At 74.2% G+C, this 18528-nt stretch carries 5 protein-coding genes and 2 pseudogenes; all 7 read right to left on the bottom strand.

What is annotated here, in order from left to right; translation table 11 throughout:
* Positions 1-7: 7 nt before the first annotated feature.
* Positions 8-1909: pseudogene (locus IG88_RS45385) on the bottom strand (acyltransferase domain-containing protein); the annotation flags it as partial.
* The gene (locus tag IG88_RS45035) at positions 1888-4860 is read right to left on the bottom strand and encodes a type I polyketide synthase (protein WP_051852213.1); all 2973 of its coding nucleotides are present in this window, start codon (positions 4858-4860) and stop codon (positions 1888-1890) included. The gene IG88_RS45035 and the pseudogene IG88_RS45385, both read right to left, overlap by 22 nt.
* A gap of 70 nt (positions 4861-4930) precedes the next feature.
* A pseudogene (locus tag IG88_RS45030) lies at positions 4931-6622 on the bottom strand (type I polyketide synthase); the annotation flags it as partial.
* Positions 6623-6852: 230 nt separating this feature from the next.
* Entirely contained in the window at positions 6853-8055 is a 1203-nt protein-coding gene (locus IG88_RS0136645; protein WP_158854206.1) for an acyl-CoA dehydrogenase family protein, read from the bottom strand.
* Positions 8056-8245: 190 nt separating this feature from the next.
* A complete protein-coding gene (locus IG88_RS0136640) occupies positions 8246-9757 on the bottom strand; it encodes an MFS transporter (RefSeq protein ID WP_051852212.1) in 1512 nt (503 codons plus the stop codon).
* 68 nt (positions 9758-9825) lie between these two features.
* Complete coding sequence (locus IG88_RS39610; protein ID WP_037837489.1) at positions 9826-12669, bottom strand: aminotransferase class III-fold pyridoxal phosphate-dependent enzyme; 2844 nt, start codon at positions 12667-12669, stop codon at positions 9826-9828.
* Between the two features lie 23 nt (positions 12670-12692).
* Positions 12693-18528, bottom strand: a 5836-nt coding sequence (locus tag IG88_RS0136630; protein WP_051852211.1) for a type I polyketide synthase, incomplete at its 5' end; no start/stop codon positions are given.

Below are 18528 nucleotides of genomic sequence, written 5' to 3'. Positions count from 1 at the left end.
CCAGCGCGGCGGGCAGCGCGGCGGCCGACGCCTCGTGGCCGTCCAGGTCGACGACGACGAACCGGCCGGGGTGCTCGCGCTGCGCGGAGCGCACCAGTCCCCACACGGCGGCGCCCGCCACCCCGGGGTCCTCCGCCCCGTCCGCCTCGACGGCCATCGCGTTCCGGGTGAGCAGCACCAGCTTCGACGCGGCGAACCGTTCGTCGGCCAGCCACTCCTGCACCAGTCGCAGCGCCCGCCCGGCCACGGCGTGGGCGCCGGCCGCGGTGGACTCCCCGTCCAGCGCGGCCAGTACCACCTCGGGCACCGGCCCGGCGTCGGCGAGGGTGCCGAGGCCGGCGTGGGAGGGCACGCCGACCCCGAGTACGTCGGCGCCGACGGCCGCCCCGGGCCGGGGTCCGGGCACCGTGTCCGGTACGTGGGCCTCGACCCAGTCCACCCGGAACAGCGCGTCCGGGGGCCCGCCGGCCGGTTCGCCGGAGGGCATCGGCCGCAGCGCCAGTGACTCCACCGAGGCGACCGGCGCGCCGGTGCCGTCGGCCAGCCGCAGCGAGACCGTGTCCTCGCCGTCCGGCGTGATCCGCACGCGCAGCGTGGTGGCGCCGGCCGCCCGCAGCGACACGCCCTGCCAGGAGAACGGCAGCCGGCAGTCCGGGCCGTCCCCGACGGCCGCGTGCAGCGCGGCGTCCAGCAGCGCCGGATGCAGCCCGAACCGGCCGGCGTCGGCGGCGGGCTCCGCGGGCAGCGCGACCTCGGCGAAGATCTCCTCGTCCCGCCGCCACCAGGAGCGCAGCCCCTGGAAGGCCGGGCCGTAGTGGTAGCCGAGCCGCGTCCAGCGGTCGTAGCCGCCGTCCCAGTCCACCGGGACGGCTCCCGGCGGCGGCCAGGCGGTCAGGTCGAACTCCTCGCCCGGTCCGGAGCCGAGCACCCCGGCGGCGTGCCGGGTCCAGCCGCCGGACCCGTCCGCGGGACGGGCGTGCACGGCCAGTTCGCGGCGTCCGGCGCCGTCCGGCTCACCGACCGTGACCCGTACCGCGACCCCGCCGTGCGGCGGCAGCACCAGCGGCACCTCGCAGGTCAGCTCCTCCACCCGGTCCAGGCCCACCTCGTCGCCGGCCCGGACGGCCAGTTCGACGAAGGCGGCGCCGGGCAGCAGCACCGTCTCGCCCAGCCCGTGGTCGGACAGCCACGGCTGGGCCTGCCCGGACAGGTGGCCGGTGAGCACCAGGCCGCCGGAGTCGGGCAGTTCCACCACCGCGCCGAGCAGCGGGTGGTCCGCGGGGTCGAGTCCGGCCGCGGCCACGTCGGCCGTCCCCGCGGCCGGTGCCGCGTCGATCCAGTACCGCCGCCGCCGGAACGCGGTGGTGGGTACGTCGGCCCGCCGGGCGCCGGGGAAGACGGCGTGCCAGTCGGGGCGGACCCCGCGCACGTACGCCTCGGCCAGCGAGGTGGTGAACCGCTCGGGGCCGCCGTCGCCGCGGCGCAGGGAGCCGACCGCGACCGTGTCCCCGGCGTCCTCGACTGCGGCCGTCAGCGCCGGGTGCGGGCTGACCTCGACGAAGACCGAGTGCCCGTGCTCGGCCAGGACGCCGACCGTCTCGGCGAATCGGACCTGGTGGCGCAGGTTGCGGTACCAGTAGCCGCCGTCCAGGGCGGTGGTGTCCAGCACTCCGGCGGTCACCGTCGAGTAGAACGGGATCCTGGCGGGCACGGGGGACAGCCCGGCCAGGACCTCGGCCAGTTCGGCCTCGATGCGCTCCACCTGCGCCGAGTGCGAGGCGTAGTCCACCGGGAGCCGCTTGACCCGCACTCCCTCGGCCTCGCAGGCGGCCACCAGCTCGTCCAGCGCGTCCACCTCACCGGCGACGACCACGGCGCCGGGGCCGTTCACCACGGCGACCGAGAGCCGGCCCTCCCAGCGCTCCAGCCGGGCGGCGGCCTCGTCCTCGGACAGGGCCACCGAGACACCCGGCGCAGTGCCTCCTCGTCGTGCAGCACCTCGCTCAGCGTCCAGTCGACGTGGGGCGCGAAGGCCAGCTCGCAGGCGCGCATGGACTCGGCGAACGCCGGTGCCGAATCCAGCAGTTCGACCGCCATCCCGGCCCACTGCGATCCCTGGCCGGGGAAGACGAAGACGACGCCGTCCGTCTGGCGCGCGGTGCCGCGCACCACCCCGGGCACGTCGGTGCCGGCGGCGAGGGCGGCCAGCCGGTCGCGCAGCTCGGGCAGGCCGGCTCCGACGACGGCGGCCCGGTGGGGCAGGCCGGAGCGGGCGGACGCCAGGGAGAAGCCCGTGTCGGCCGGGTGCTGTCCCGGGTGGGCGTCGACGAAGGAGAGCAGGGCGGCGGCCTGGTCGGCCAGGGCGTCGGCGTCGCTCGCGGACAGGACCCACGGCCAGACGGAACCGCCCCGCGCCCCGGGGGCCCGGTCGGGCTCGGGCTCCGGCTCGGGCTCCGGCGGTGCCTGCTCGATGATCACGTGGGCGTTGGTGCCGCTGATCCCGAAGGAGGACACGCCCGCCCGGGGCACCCGGCCGGTCTGCGGCCACCGGCGGGTCTCGGTGACCAGTTCCAGGGTGCCGGCGGACCAGTCCACGTGCGGGGTGGGTTCGTCGGCGTGCAGTGTCTTCGGCACCGTCTCGTGCCGCAGCGCCTGGACCATCTTGATCACCCCGGCGACGCCCGCGGCGGCCTGGGTGTGGCCGATGTTGGACTTCAGCGACCCCAGCAGCAGCGGCCGTCCCGGCTCCCGGCCGCGGCCGTAGGTGCCCGCGAGCGAGTCGGCCTCGATCGGGTCGCCGAGTGTCGTGCCGGTGCCGTGCGCCTCGACCACGTCGACGTCCCCGGGGGACAGACCGGCTCCGGCCAGTGCCTGGCGGATCACCCGCTCCTGGGCGACGCCGTTCGGCGCGGTGAGTCCGTTGGACGCCCCGTCCTGGTTGACCGCGCTCCCCCGGACCACGGCGAGCACCCGGTGCCCTTCGCGCCGGGCCTGCGAGAGCCGCTCCAGCACGACCACCCCGGCGCCCTCGGCCCATCCGGTGCCGTCCGCGGCGGCGGAGAACGCCTTGCAGCGGCCGTCCTCGGACAGCCCCCGCTGGCGGCTGAACTCCACGAACATGCCGGGGGTGGACATCACCGCGACACCGCCGGCCAGGGCCAGCGAGCACTCCCCCGCGCGCAGCGCCTGCACCGCCAGGTGCAGCGCCACCAGCGACGAGGAGCACGCGGTGTCGACGGTGACGGCGGGTCCCTGGAGGCCGAGCGTGTAGGCGATCCGGCCGGAGGCGACGCTGACGGTGCTGCCGGTCAGCCGGTAGCCGTCGGACTCGGCGTGCGCGGCGTCGAGGCGGGGGCCGTACTCCTGGGCCATGGCCCCGACGAAGACGCCCACGGGGGTGCCGCGACGGCTGCCGGGGTCGATGCCGGAGCGTTCCAGGGCCTCCCAGGACGTCTCCAGCAGCAGCCGCTGCTGCGGGTCCATGGCCGCCGCCTCGCGGGGCGAGATGCCGAAGAACTCGGGGTCGAACCGGTCGGCGTCGTGCAGGAAGCCGCCCTGCCGGGTGTAGCTCGTGCCGGCCCGTTCCGGGTCCGGGTCGTAGAGCCGGTCGATGTCCCAGCCGCGGTTGGTGGGGAAGGACGAGATCGCGTCGGTGCCGTCCAGGACCAGTTGCCACAGGTCGTCCGGCGACTCGACGCCGCCGGGGAGCCGGCAGGCCATGCCGACGATGGCGATCGGGTCGTCGGCCGAGGTGCCGGTGACGGGCTCGGCCGCCTCCTGCTCGCCGGAGGCCTGCGTGGCCAGGTGCCCGGCGAGTTCGGCCGGAGTGGGGTGCCCGTAGAGCACTCCGGCGGGCAGGGTCAGCCCGGTGGCCGCGCTCAGCCGGTCCCGCAGTTCCACGGAGGACAGCGAGTCGACCCCGAGTTCCTTGAAGGTCGTGCCGGGGTCGACCGCGTCGCCGCCCGAGTGGCCGAGCACGACGGCCAGCGTCGAGCGCACCAGGGCGAGCGCCTCGGGCCCGGTGAGGGCGGCGGCCCCGGGCGCGGATGCGGGTGCGGGTTCGGCGGCGGGTGCGGTCGCGGGTGCGGTCGCGGGGTGCTCCTCGGCCGGTGCCGGGTCCGCGACGACGGCCCGGGTGCCGGGGCCGGTGAGCCAGTGGCGCTCCCGCTGGAAGGCGTAGGACGGCAGGCTCACCGTGCGGGCGCCGCGCAGCGCGAACACCCGGGCCCAGTCCACCCCGACGCCGCGCACGTACGCCTCGGCCAGTGAGGTCAGGAACCGCTCCGGCCCGCCGTCGTTGCGGCGCAGCGAGCCCGCGACGACCGCCGGGCCGACGCCGGTCTGCTCCACGGTGTCGCGCAGGGCCGGCAGGAGCACCGGGTGCGGGCTGCACTCGACGAACACCGTGTGCCCGTCCCGCACCAGCGTGGTGGTCGCCTGCTCCAGCTCCACGGTCTGCCGCAGGTTGCGGTACCAGTACGCGGCGTCCAGCTCGGTGGTGTCCACCGGTGCGCCGGTGACCGTGGAGTAGAACGGCACCGCCGACGCCCTCGGCCGGATGCCGTCCAGCACGGCGAGCAGCCGCTCGCGGATCGGCTCGACCTGCGGCGAGTGGGAGGCGTAGTCCACGGCGATCCGCCGGGTCTCCACACCCTCCTCGGACCACCGCGCGACCAGTCGGTCCAGGACCTCGGGGGCACCGGAGAGCACCACCGACGAGGGCCCGTTCGCCGCCGCGACCGACACCTGCCCGGCGCAGTCGGCGATCCGTTCGCGCACCTCGGCCGCCGAGCGCAGCACCGACAGCATCGCGCCCCCGCCGGAGAGCTCCAGCAGCGCCTGGCTGCGCAGGGTCACCACGCGGGCGGCGTACCCGGCGCAGTGCCTCCTCGTCGTGCAGCACCTCGCTCAGCGTCCAGTCGACGTGGGGCGCGAAGGCCAGCTCGCAGGCGCGCATGGACTCGGCGAACTCCGGTGCCGCGTCCATGAGTTCCATGGCCATCCCGGCCCACTGGGCGCCCTGTCCGGGGAAGGCGAACACCACCTTCCCGGGATGGCCCGCCAGGCCCTCGACCACGCCGCCGGCGGGCTCGCCGCCCGCGAGTGACGCGAGCCGCTGCCGCAGCTCCGCGCGGTCGGCGCCGACCACGACGGCGCGGTGGCGGAAGGCGGTCCTGGTGGTGGCCAGGGAGAGGCCGACGTCGGCCGCGGAGGCGTCCTCCTCGTCGACGGCCGCCAGCAGCCGGGCGGCCTGCGCGCGCAGTGCCTCGGGTGTCCGGCCGGACACCGGCCACACCAGGGGACCGGACGGGGCGGGCGTCTCGGCGGCGGGGGCCGGGAGGGGGGTGGGCGCGGTGGCCGGGGGCTCGGTGACCACCAGGTGGCAGTTGGTGCCGCCCATGCCGAACGAACTCACGCCCGCGACCAGCGGCTTGTCCGGGTACGGCCACGGGGTCAGCTCGGTCTGCACCCGCAGCCCGAGGTCGTCGAGGGGGATGTCCGGGTGCGGCTCGGCGAAGTTCAGGCTGGGCGGCAGCATCCGGTGCCGGATGCTCAGCGCCACCTTGATCAGGCCGGCGATGCCGCCCGCGCCCTCCAGGTGGCCGATGTTGGTCTTCACCGATCCCACCGGCAGCGGCGCCTGCTCCCGGCGGACGCTGCCCAGCGCGGCGCCGAGCGCCGCGGCCTCGACGGGGTCGCCCACCCTGGTTCCGCTGCCGTGCAGTTCCACGTACTGCACGCGGCGCCGGCCGACGGCGGCCCGGCGGTAGGCCTGCCGGACCACCTCCTCCTGCGCGGTCCTGCTCGGCACGGTGAGGCCGGTGTGCTCGCCCTCGCCCGCGCCGTCGTTGTTGACGGCGCCGCCTTCGAGGACGCAGTAGATGTCGTCGCCGTCGGCCAGGGCGTCGGACAGCGGCTTGAGGACGACGGCGCCGCCGCCCTCGCCGCGCACGAACCCGTTGGCCCGCGCGTCGAAGGTGTAGCACCGGCCGTCCGGCGACAGGCCGCCGAAGCGGGCCGCGCCGAGGGTCGTCTCGGCCAGGATGTTCAGGTTGACGCCTCCGGCGACGGCCAGCCGGCAGTCGCCGCGGCGCAGGCTCTCGCAGGCCGTCTGGACCGCGACGAGCGAGGAGGACTGGGCGGTGTCCACCGCGAGGCTGGGTCCGCGCAGGCCGAGGTGGTGGGAGATCCGGTTGGCGATGATCGCGCGGCGGCCGCCGGTCATGGTGTGCCGGCCGATCCCGGCCTCGCCGAGCCGGTCCTGGAGGACGGCGTAGTCGTCGTACATGACGCCGACGAACACGCCCGTGTCTCCGCCGGCCAGGTCGGCGGGGAGGATCCGGGCGTCCTCCAGCGCCTCCCAGGCCAGCTCCATCATCAGGCGCTGCTGGGGGTCCATCGCCGCCGCCTCACGCGGTGAGACCCCGAAGAACGCGGCGTCGAAACGGTCGATGCCGTCCACGAAGCCGCCACGGCGGTGCGGCAGCCCGGCGCCCTGCCACCGGTCCTCCGGCGCCTGACGCACGGCATCGGTTCCGTCGCGCAGCAACTGCCAGAATGCGCGGCCGTCGACGGCCCCAGGCAACCGACAAGCCAATCCGACCACGGCGATCCGTCTCATGCCGTTCAGTCAACAAGGTGCGCCGACCGGACTGCTTGTTTCACGGAGCCAAAAGTCGGGAGCGAATCTGGTGACTGGCGGCAATCCCGGACGGAAAGCATTGCGTCAAAAACAAAAAATACGCACCGGTATTACCCGGCGACCGTTTGTCTCTCCCGATCGCCGGGTAACACCGGTGCCTCAACCGACTCAGCCGGACGGCCACACCGCGAAAATGGCCGAATACCGCCTCAGTACAGAAGAGTCATGGAGGGGCGGACGTCCAGCAGCGCGCGGCTGTAGTCCTCGAGAATCATCGGCGCGTTCAGCGAGGTGTGCCGGCTCATCACCGCGATGTCGCGCCACAGGCGCTGCAGCGGGTTGGACAGCGCGAAGGCGCTGCCGCCGACGACGTCGAGCAGCTTCTCCACACCGGCCCGCGACTTCTCGTGGGCCGACCGCTCGTGCATGCGGATCCGCGCGCGCTCCGCCCACGGCACCGCCTGGGTCTCCGGTATGCCGTCGACGGACCGGCCGATCTCCTTCAGGTGCAGGGCGGCGGTCTCGATGAGGTGCGAGGCCTCGGCGAACCACATCTGCACCGCGGGGGCGTCGGCCGCCTTCTCGTAGTTGACGTAGGTGATCGGGCGGCCCTTGGCCAGCGCCTGGCGGGTCACCTCGAGCGCCCCCTGGGCCGCGCCCACGATCGCGGCGAGCGACTGGGCGCTGCCCTGGATGAGCATGCTGTCGCGCTCGTCCTCGCCCGGCAGGTCCGAGAAGCCGAACGGGACCGACCGGCGGTCCGGCACGAACACGTCCTCGGCCACGACCGTGTGCGTACCCGAGCCGGCCAGGCCGGCCACGTGCCAGGTGCGCTCGACCTTCAGGTCCCCCATCGGGACGATGACGCCCACGAGGTCGGCGGTCGGCGTCTCGCCGTCGTAGACGTTCACCACGGGGATGTAGGCCCAGTCCGCGATCTCGCAGCCGGAGCTCCACGGGAAGGTGCCGGTGATCCGGTACCCGCCCTCGGCCCGGTACGCCTTGGTGGTGCCCAGGTGGGCCGTGGAGATCACGTAGGCGTCGGGGCTGCCGTCGAACATGTCGGCGACCGCCTCGTCCGACAGCGCGTTGAGCGCGAACCGGGTCGAGGAGGTGTCGATGGCGAGGTTCCAGCCGGCCGACCCACAGGCCTTGCCGACCTCGGCGATGATCCTGAGGAGGTCGGGCATCGACAGCGCGTACCCGCCGAACTTGGCGGGCGTCGTGAGCCGGAACAGTCCGGCCTCGCGCAGCGCGACCACCACCTCTTCGGCGAGCCTGCGGTCCTCCTCGGTCTTCGCCGCGTGCTCCCGGATCAACGGCGCGAGGTCGCGGGCCCGCTTGACCAGTTCCTCCGCATCGACCGCCTGTCCGGTCGTTCCGTCCGCCCGCTCACCGGCCACTGCAGTCACGAAGTCCTCCTTCGATTGTGGGGCGCAGGTCCTCACCGAGCCGGGAGGGCTCACCGCACCACGTCCTGCGGCCAAGTCAATCGGCTGGGCCCCCCGGGGACTAAGCGCCGGGAACCCAGAAACCGGCCGCCGCACTGGCACTTGGGACCAAGTGCCGGCGGACGGCCGGTTTCCGGACCGGACGGAGGGATCAGAGGCTGGGCACGGCGGCCGTCTCCCCGACCTCTCCGTCGCTCTGCGCGGTCACGTCGCGGTCGAACAGCGCGCCGCAGACCACGGCTCCGACGAGGAAGACCACCGCGCCCCAGAAGAAGGCCGTGGTGTAGCTCTCCACGGCCGCTTCGGCGGCGAGCTGCGGAGTCGGCGTCTTGCCCTTGACGAAGGAGTCCGCCGCGGTGATCGCCAGGGTGCTCAGCAGCGCGGTGCCGATCGAGCCGCCCACCTGCTGCACCGTGTTGACCAGGGCCGACGCGGCACCCGCGTCCTGGGGCTGGACACCGACCGTGGCGACGGCGGCGCCCAGGGAGACCACCAGACCGAAGCCCACACCGGCTATCAGCGACGGGACCAGGATGCCGCCGGCGTAGGAGCTGTCGGTGGTGAGCCGGCTCAGCCAGAACGACCCCACCGCGGCCAGCACCAGACCGGCCGGGATCAGGACGCGCACTCCGAGCTTGGGCTCCAGGATCGGCGGGATGGTGGTCGCGCCGATGCCGATGCCGACGATCATCGGCAGGAAGGCCAGACCGCTCTCGATCGCCGAGAACTCCAGGGTGAGCTGGAGGTAGTAGGTCAGGAAGAGGAACTGGACGAACAGGCCGATGCCCAGCAGGAACATCGCCAGGTACGCGCTGCCGCGGTTGCGGTTGAGCACGATCCGCACGGGCAGCAGCGGGTTCCTGGAGCGCAGTTCCAGCAGCACGAACGAGACCAGCAGGACCGCGCTCACCAGGAGGTAGCCCCACACGTCCGCGCCGCCCCACTCGCCGTCGTCGGCGTTGGACAGGCCGAAGGCCAGGCAGAACAGGCCCAGCGAGGCCGTCACCGTGCCGGGCAGGTCGAGCTTCTCCGGCCGGTGCTCGGCCTGCTGGTGGTGCATGGTCATCGCGGAGCCGATGAAGACGACCGCCGTGAAGATGACGTTGACGTACAGGCACCAGCGCCAGTCCAGCCAGTCGGTCAGCGCACCGCCGAGGACCAGGCCGAGCGCGAGCCCGCCACTGCCCAGCGCGCCGTAGACACCGAAGGCCTTGACGCGCTCCTTCGGGTCCTTGAACGCGGTCAGCAGGAACGACAGGGCGGCCGGCGCGACGAGCGCGGCGAACGCGCCCTGCAGCGCACGGGCGGTGACCAGCATGGCGAAGCCGTTGGCCGCGCCGCCCAGCACCGACATGAGGCCGAAGCCGACGATCGAGACCATCAACGACCGTTTGGCGCCGAGCAGGTCGACGATCCTGCCGCCGAGCAGCAGGAGGCTTCCGAAGGCGAGCGCGTAGGCCGTGACGACCCACTGCCGGTCTCCGTCGCCGAACCCGAGGTCGGCCTGCGCCGACGGCAGCGCGATGTTGACCACCGTCGTGTCAAGGAAGATCGTTAACTGCGCGATCCCGATGACCGCGAGGATCTTCCAGCGATTGACGTGGTGGGGATCGGGAGGACCCTCCGCCGCCACCTTCGGCTCGGCATCTGCTGACTCTGACATTCGACTTACCCTTTGTTGATCAGGCCGGACCATGGGGGACGGTTCGGCAAACCGGTCTTCGGCAGACGTCAGGTGGAGATCGTCTCGAATCCGTGCTGGGCGGCGAGTTCGACAATGGCGTGCACCTGCTCGCCAGTAATCGGTCCGTCTCCCGTGGATCCACTGCTCCCGGACAACGCGAGTGTGACTACTTCCGCCACCCCTGCCAGCAATTCACCCGCACCCAGTGAGGCACTGACGCCACGCGGAAGAATACCTTGATTGACTACGGAAAGCACACCGCCCCGAACGTAATGCACATCGTTTCGAGAACTCGCCGCGGCGGACTCGGCACCGGGGCCGAAAAAGGACAAATCGCAGAGGATCGCACCCTCGGCGAGATATTTTTCGCCAAGTACCGGAACGGGGCTTGAATGCGCCGTGAACACCGCCTGGGCATTCTGCACGGCCGAAAGATCATCCGTCACCGTGACGAACGGATTCACGTCGTACGCCTCGGCGAGGTGCGCGGCGATGGCCTCGCCGCTGGGCTCGTCGCCGGACCGTCCCTCGGCCAGCCAGCCGGCCACGAGCGGCTCGGCGGCCAGCAGCTTCGGGATGCCCAGCAGGTCGCCGCCGGCCGCGATCTGCTGCCACGCCTCCTGGTAGATGCGCAGTTCGGTCGCCCGGAGCCGGTCGGCGGAGCCCTCGCGTCCGCTGCCCACCAGGATGACCCGCGGGACCTCGGCGGAGATCATCGCGGCGAGGGCCGAACCGATCCGGCCACCGGCCCCGACGACCGCCACGGTCAGGCCGTAGACCTCGCCGTACTTCTCGACGCCGGCCGTGTGGGCGGCGACCAGGGCCGAACCGACCGCCAGCGCACCGCCCGTGGTGAGCTGCACCCCGGGCACCCTGAGCGCACTGCCGTGGCCGACGACCCCGCCCAGACCGAACCCGATGCCGACGGTCTCGCAGCCGTCGGCCTTCGCCGCGCGCACCCGGCGGTCCAGGTCCGCGCCGATCAGGAAGGTGTTGCCGGTGACCTGGTACTCCCGCAACTGCTGCGGGGTCACGAGCAGCGGGTACACGCTGAGGTCCACCGAGGTGCCCTGCGGCGAGTCGAAGCGGACCGGCGCCAAGGCGGGGAGGTCCTTGAGCAGTTCGGAGCGCCGCACGTAGGCGGTCAGCCGGTCGTCGTCCAGGTCGGCCAGCGAGGGCTCCAGCTCCCTGAGCGTGTCGGGCGTCAGCACGGGGCTGACCAGCGCGGCCTTCCGGTCGGCCGGGGCGGTCTCCTCGGCCGACGCGGCACGGAAGTCCCGGACGGCGCGCGGCAGTTCGCCGCCCCCGGTCAGCGGGTGGACCAGCGGCAGCGCGTCCTGGTTGCGCAGGATCTCGCAGACCTGGACGAGACCGGTGCGCAGTTGCTCGATCTCCTCGTCGCTGATGTGGACCGACGGCTCGATCCGCAGCATGTTCGGCACGCTCGCCGTCGGACCGGTGCGGATGCGGTGGACCAGGTGCAGGTAGCTGCCGAGCTGGAAGACGAGCAGACCGGCCAGCGCCCGCTCCCGGATCAGCGGCGAGGCGGACCCGCTCTGGTCGGCGAACTCCAGCCCGATCAGCAGGCCGCGGCCGCGCACGTCGACGACGACGTCGGAGTACTCCTCGGCCAGCTCGCGCAGCATGCCGAGGATGCGCTCGCCGCGCTCGGCGGCACGGTCGTAGACGGCGCCGTCCTCGGCCTCGAGCAGTTCGAGGGTGCGCAGCGCGAGGGCGGTGGTGAAGCCGTCCTTGGCGAAGGTCGAGCTGTGCACCAGCTCGAACTCGGGACGGTAGCGCGACTGGCGGACCAGCATGGCGGAGGTCTTGCCGATGCCGCCGCCGAGCGACTTGCCCAGCAGGAAGTAGTCGCCGGCCAGGCCGATGTGGGCGCTGGCGAAGAACTTCCCGGTGCGCCCCATCCCGGTCTGGATCTCGTCGACGACGATCGGGCAGGAGATCTCGTCGCAGATCTCCCGCAGCCGGGCGGCGTACTCGGCGGTCAGCTCGTGGATGCCGCCCTCGCCCTGGATCGGTTCGACGATCAGTCCGGCGACGACCGGGAAGTCGCGCTCGACCAGCGTGACCCGGCCGTCCACGACCTGGACGTCGAGCACGGTGACCCGCTGCTCGGAGGCGGCCTTCTCGAACGCCTCCGCGTCGTTCGGCGGCACGAACCGCACCGTCGGGCCGAGCGTGGCGAAAGCCGCCCGGAACTGCGGGTTGTACGTGAACTGGGTGCTGCCGACGAGTTTTCCGTGGAAGGCCCGCTCCAGCGCGAAGAAGACCGGGCCGGTCCCCGCCCGGGCCATGTTGTGCGCGGCGACGGCGCCGAGCAGCTCGCCGAACTCCTCGGCGCTCGTGGGCACCGGCACGTCACCCGGGAGCAGCGAGGTGTCGTCGGGCAGCTCGGCCGTACCGCCGGCCACCGCGGCCAGTGCCGTCGAGGCGTTCCACTCGATCTCCTCGACGAGGGCCTTGATCCGCAGCACGCGGTCGAACTCGCAGTGCTTGACCGCCGCCTCGACCGCCTCGGCGCCGGTGTTGGCGAAGATGACCGAGTACGGCTCGGACCCCGGCAGCTCCCGGCCGAGGATGCCGTTGAGGACCGCGCCGACCTGGTCGGCCACCGGGTGCGAGGAGTGCTGGGAGTGCACCGGCGCCCCGTTGTCCAGCAGTTCCCTGGCGTGCGCCACGATCTGCGGGTGGTTGTGCCCGAGCATCAGCGAGCCCCAGCCGCCGAGCAGGTCGAGCACCTGCACTTCCGCGCCCGTGTCGTCCCGGTAGAACAGGGAGTTCTTCTCGGCCCGGACGTACTCGGCGTCCAGACCGAAGGTGCCCAGCATTCCGGTGAGCAGTGCTTCGGCGTATCGGATGGGTGCGTTCACCATGTCTCCTGATGTCTCCTGCGGTTTCAGCGGTTCGGCTGTGCGGTGGAGCGGCCCAGCTCCCGGTCGATGAAGTCCAGGACCTCGTTCTCGGTGGCGTCGGCCAGATCGGTCTCGCCGGTGCCGGTGCCCGCGTCGGGCCGCGCGTCGGACCAGACCTTGTTCCAGCGGGTGAGGATGGTGGAGAGCCGGGCGGCGATCTCCGTGTGCCCGGACTCCCCGTCGTCGGCCCCGTCGACCGGGACCGCCATCAGGACGGCCTCCAGCTTGTCCAGTTCGGCCAGGGCGGAGCGCCGGCTCACCCCGTCGGTGAGGTCGAGCCGTTCGAGCAGGTGCTCCACGAGCACGCCGGGCGCGGCGTAGTCGAAGACCAGCGTGGTCGGCAGCGACAGCCCGGTCTGCTCGGCCAGCCGGTTGCGGAACTGCACGGCGGACAGCGAGTCGAACCCGGAGTCCCGGAAGGACACCTCCCACTGCAGGCTCTCCGGCGCCGCGTGGCCGAGCACGCCCGCCGCCTCGGCCCGTACCAGGTCGCTCAGGTACCGTTCGGCCTCCGCCCTGCTCATCCCGGCGAACCGGTCGGCGGGCAGGTCGGCGCCGGCCTTGCGGCGCTCGGCGCGCGGCACCAGCGCCCGCAGCACCGGCGCGACCGGCGCGGCGCGGCGCAGCGCGGGCAGGTCCAGCGGGGCCGGTGCGACGACGGCGTGCCCGGTGCCGAGCGCGGCGTCGAACAGGTCGAGGGCCTCGTCCTGCGCGATGACCCGCAGTCCGGGTGCCCCGCCCTCCACCATCCGGCCCCAGGCCAGCGAGACCGCGGGCAGCCCCGCCGCCCGGCGGTGGGCGGCCAGCGCGTCCAGAGCGGCGTTCGCCGCGGCGAAGTTGGCCTGCCCGGGGCTGCCGAGCATGCCGACCACCGAGGAGAACAGCACGAACAGCGCGGGCGGCGCGTCCGCGGTCAGCTCGTGCAGGTGCCACGCCGCGTCCGCCTTGGGCCGCAGCACGTCGGCGACCCGTTCGGGGGTCAGCGCGGTGAACACCCCGTCGTCCAGGACGTTCCGGGTGTGCACCACCCCGGTCAGGGGCTGGTCGGCGGGGACGCCGGCGAGCAGGGCGCGTACGGCCTCCCGGTCGGTCAGGTCGCGGGCGGCCACCGTGGCGTCCGCGCCGAGGACGGCCAGTTCCTCGCGCAGGCCGTCGAGGGACGCGTCCGATCCGGGCGGGCCGACGAGCAGCAGGTGCTCCACGCCGTACCCGGTGACCAGGTGCCGGGCGAACAGCGCGCCCAGTTCTCCGTCCGCGCCGGTGACCAGCACCGTGCCGCCGGGCGCCGGTGCCGGGGCGGGCGTGCCGGAGGCGGTGGCGGGCGCGAGCCGCGGCGCGAACATCCTGCCGCCGCGCACGGCGAGCTGGGGCTCCCGTGTCTGGGCCGCCAGGAACAGCAGCTCGGCCGAGTCCTCGTCGTCGTCCAGGTCGATCAGGACGATCCGGTCGGGGTTCTCCGCCTGGGCGGACCGGAGCAGACCCCACACCGCGGCACCGGCCGGGTCCCGGACCTCGTCCCCGTCCCCGACGGACATCGCCCCCCTGGTGACCACCATCAGGCGGTTGTCCGGCAGGTCCTCCTGCGCCAGCCACGACTGGGCCGCGCCGAGCGCCCGCAGTACGGCCCGGTGCGTGGCGGCCACGGGGCCACCGGCCGCCTCCGGCCCCGAGGGCTGGAGGACGAGCACGTCCCACGGGGTGTAGGAGGCCGCCGCCTCGGCGACGTCGTCGAACCGCAGCGGCGCGATCCCGGCCAGGCCGCCCGTGTCGTCGCCGAGCAGCGCGAGCAGGCTCTCCGCCTCCTCGTCGTCCACCGGCTCGACGGGCACCCAGCCCAGTTCGAACAGCGAGGCCGCGCCGGAGGGCACGGACACCGGTCCGGCGGCCGGGGCCAGGCTCACCGGTCCGGGCCTGACCGCCTCGGCCACCAGCACCGGCAGGCCCGACTCGTCGGCCGCCGCCAGCCGGAAGGAGTCCGCCCCGGCGGGCGTCAGGTGCACGCGCAGGGTGGTCGCGCCGGTGGCGTGCAGGGTCACGCCCTCCCAGCCGAGCACCTGGCGGACCGTGCCGTCCGGCGCGTCGGCGGGGCCGCCGTCGAGCAGCGGCTGCACGGCGGCCTCCAGCAGCGCCGGATGGATGCCGAACCCGTCGGTGCCGGCACTCGCCCGCTCGGGCAGCCGGACCTCGGCGAACAGTTCCCCGCCCCGCCGCAGTACCGACTCCACGCCCTGGAACACGGGGCCGTAGCGGTACCCGGCGTCGGCGAGGTCCGCGTAGTCCCAGTCCACGGCGCGGGCGCCGGCGGGCGGCCAGGCGGCCGGTTCGGCCTCCGGCTCGTCGGCGGCCGGGGCCAGCGTGCCGGTGGCGTGGCAGGTCCACTCCCCCGGTGCGCCGCCGGCGCCGGGCGCCTCGGCGGGCCGGCTGTAGACGCCCACGGTCCGCCGCCCGGCCTCGTCCGGGGCGCCGGTCACGACCTGTGTCCGTACGCCGCCCCGCTCGGGCACGGCCAGCGGTTCGGCGACCGTGAGGTCCGCCAGCACCGGGCAGTCGACCGTGTCCCCGGCCCGGACGGCCAGGTCGACCAGGGCCGCGGCGGGCAGCACCGGTACGCCGGAGACCACGTGGTCGGCGAGCCAGGGGTGGGTGGCGAGCGAGAGGTGGCCGGTGAACACCAGCTCGTCCCGGCCCGCGACGGCGACGGGCTCGCCGAGCAGGGGGTGCCCGCCGGTCTGTCCGGTCGCCGGGCGGGCGGCGTCGGCGGACACCGCGGGCCAGTAGCGGTCCCGCTGGAAGGGGTAGGTGGGCAGGCCGGTCCGGCGGGCCCGGGTGCCGGCGAACACGGCCGGCCAGTCGACGGCGGCGCCGGAGGTGAACAGCTCACCGACGCCTTCGAGCACGGTGCGCACCCGTGACGTGCCGTCCCGGAGGAGGAGCACCGAGTCCTCGATGACCCGCCGGGTGCCGGACTCGACGAAGCGGGTCACCCGCTGCTCCCGCATCCACCGCTCGGCGGCGGCCGCTCCCCCGGTGCCCGGCGTCCCCGGCACGTCGCCCTCGGCGAGCGGCCGGCCGGTGCGCAGCGACACCACCGGCACACGCGGCTGCGTGAACGCCGTACCGGTGCCGTCGGCGCCCGCGAGCAGCCGGGCGGCGTCGGCGGCCTGGAGGGCTCCGGCGACGTGGGCGGCGGCGATCTCGCCGGTCCCGGCCCCGGCCACGCAGCCGAACGCGACGCCCCAGGACTCCAGCAGCCGGAACAGCGCGACCTCGGCCGCGAACCGGGCCGCGTTCTCGCCCGGTCCGTCCGGTCCGTCCGGTCCGTCCGCCGTGCCGAGCCCGGCGAGGGTCTCGTCGTACGCCTTGGCGTAGACCGGCAGCGTCTCGTACAGCTCGGTGTCGGGGCCGGCGTCGGAGTCGCCGGTGAACAGGAACGCGGTACGGCCCTCGCCGGCGGCCAGGGCGTCGCCCGCGGCGATCGCCCGCAGCGCGGCCGTGGCCTCGGAGCCGCCGCCGGTGACGAGCACGGCGCGGTGGTCGAAGACCGTGCGGGCCGCGAGGGAGGAGCCGACGTCGAGCGGGTCGGGCGCGTCGTCGGCCTCCACCACGGACAGCAGACGTGCGGCCTGCTCCCGCAGCGCGCCCGGCGACTTGGCCGACAGCACCCAGGGCACCACCGGCAGAGACACCGCGTCGGGCGCCTCGGCCGGGGCCGGCTCCTCGGGTGCCTGCTCCAGGATCACGTGGGCGTTGGTGCCGCTCAGCGCGAAGGCCGACACCGCGGCCCGGCGCGGCCGGTCGAGTTCCGGCCAGGGGCGGGCCTCGGTCAGCAGCTCGAGCGCTCCCGAGGACCAGTCCACCGCGGGCGTCGGCTTGTTGACGTGCAGGGTCTTGGGCATCAGACCGTGCCGCAGGGCCATGACCGCCTTGATGATTCCGCCTGCTCCCGCCGCGTGCTGGGCGTGCCCGATGTTCGACTTCACCGAGCCCAGGCGGACCGGGTCGTCCGCCGGCCGCGCCCGGCCGTAGGTGGCCATCAGGGCCTCGGCCTCGATGGGGTCGCCGAGCTGGGTGCCGGTTCCGTGGGCCTCGATGAGGTCGACCTCGGACGGTGCGACGCCGGAGTTGGCCAGCGCCTGCCGGATCACCCGCTGCTGCGAGGGCCCGTTGGGCGCCGTCAGGCCGTTGGAGGCGCCGTCGGAGTTCACCGCGCTGCCCCGGACGACCGCGAGCACCTGGTGCCCGTTGCGCCGGGCGTCGGACAGCCGCTCCAGGACGAACAGGCCGACGCCCTCGGACCAGCCGGTGCCGTCGGCGGACTCGTCGAACGCCTTGGACCTGCCGTCGGGCGAGAGGGTGCGCTGCCTGGAGAACTCGATGAATCCGATGGGCTGGGCCATCACCGTCGCGCCGCCCGCCAGGGCCAGGCCGCACTCGCCGCTGCGCAGCGCGTTGGAGGCGAGGTGCAGGGCCACCAGCACCGAGGAGCACGCGGTGTCGATGGAGAGCGTCGGGCCCTCCAGACCGAGGGTGTAGGAGATCCGGCCGGAACCGAAGGACGTGGTGGAACCGGTCAGCAGGTACCCCTCGGCGCCGCCCTCGGCCGCGCCGGCCCCGGCGCCGTACTCCTGGGCGGTCAGTCCGGTGAAGACGCCGGTGTCGCTGCCGCGCAGCGAGTGCGGGTCGATCCCGCCGCTCTCCAGCGCCTCCCAGGAGGTCTCCAGCAGCAGCCGCTGCTGCGGGTCCATCGCCAGCGCCTCGCGCGGCGAGATGCCGAAGAACGACGCGTCGAACCCGGCGGGGTCGTCGATGAACCCGCCCTGGCGCGTGTAGAAGGTGCCGGGCGTGTCCGGGTCGGGGTTCCAGAGCCCGTCGATGTCCCAGCCGCGGTCCCCGGGCATGTCCGAGATGGCGTCCACGCCGTCGGCGACCAGCCGCCAGAGGTCCTCGGGGGTGCTGACCCCGCCGGGGAAGCGGCACGCCATCCCGACGATGGCGACGGGTTCGTTCTCGCCGCCGCTCCCGGTGACCGAGGCGGCGACGGCGGTGGCCCGGGCCGGCAGCTCGTCGCTCAGCTCGGCCAGGAGGTGCTCGGCGAGGGCGGTGACCGTCGGATGGTCGAAGACCACTCCGGGCGACAGGCGCAGCCCGGTCGCCGAGGAGAGCTGGTTGCGCAGCTCGACGGAGGTCAGCGAGTCGAAGCCCAGGTCGCGGAAGGGGACGCTCTCGCCCACCCGTTCGCCGGCGCCGAACCCGAGCACCGCGGCCACCGAGGTCCGCACCAGGTCGGTGACGTGGTCGAGCCGTTCGGCCCTGGGCAGGGCGGCCAGCCGTGCGGCCAGCGCCCCCTGGTCGCCCTCGCCCCGCCGGACCACCCGGCGGGACCGGCGGCCGACCAGGCTCCGCAGCATCGCCGGAACCGGTTCCGTACCGGCCCGCAGCGCCCTGAGGTCGAGCTGTACGGGCAGGCTCACCGGCCGCCCCGTCGCCAGGGCCCGGTCGAACAGTGCCGTGCCCGCGGCCGGGGTGAGGGGCCGCAGGCCCGACTGCCGCAGCCGGCCGGCGGCGCCGGACTGGATGCCGCCCGCCACGTCCCACAGCCCCCAGCCGAGCGAGACGGCGGGGAGTCCGTGGGCACGGCGGTACTGGGCGAGCGCGTCCAGGAAGTGGTTGGCCGCCGAGTAGCCGGCCTGGCCCGCGTTGCCGAGCGTGCCGGCGAGCGAGGAGAAGAGGACGAAGAGGGTGAGGGGGTGGTCGCGGGTGAGTTCGTGGAGGTGCCAGGCGGCGTCGGTCTTGGGGCGCAGGACGGTGGTGAGGCGGTCG

The organism is Streptomyces sp. NRRL F-5650 (assembly GCF_000721365.1).
GTDB classification, from domain to species: Bacteria; Actinomycetota; Actinomycetes; order Streptomycetales; family Streptomycetaceae; genus Streptomyces; species Streptomyces ardesiacus.
This window is presented reverse-complemented; position numbering and strand designations above follow the sequence as displayed.

What these genes read in the sequence shown, in the direction of transcription:
- IG88_RS0136640 (WP_051852212.1), bottom strand. Translation starts at nt 9,757, where the DNA reads ATGTCAGAGTCAGCAGATGCCGAGCCGAAGGTGGCGGCGGAGGGTCCT.
- IG88_RS39610 (WP_037837489.1), bottom strand. Translation starts at nt 12,669, where the DNA reads ATGGTGAACGCACCCATCCGATACGCCGAAGCACTGCTCACCGGAATG.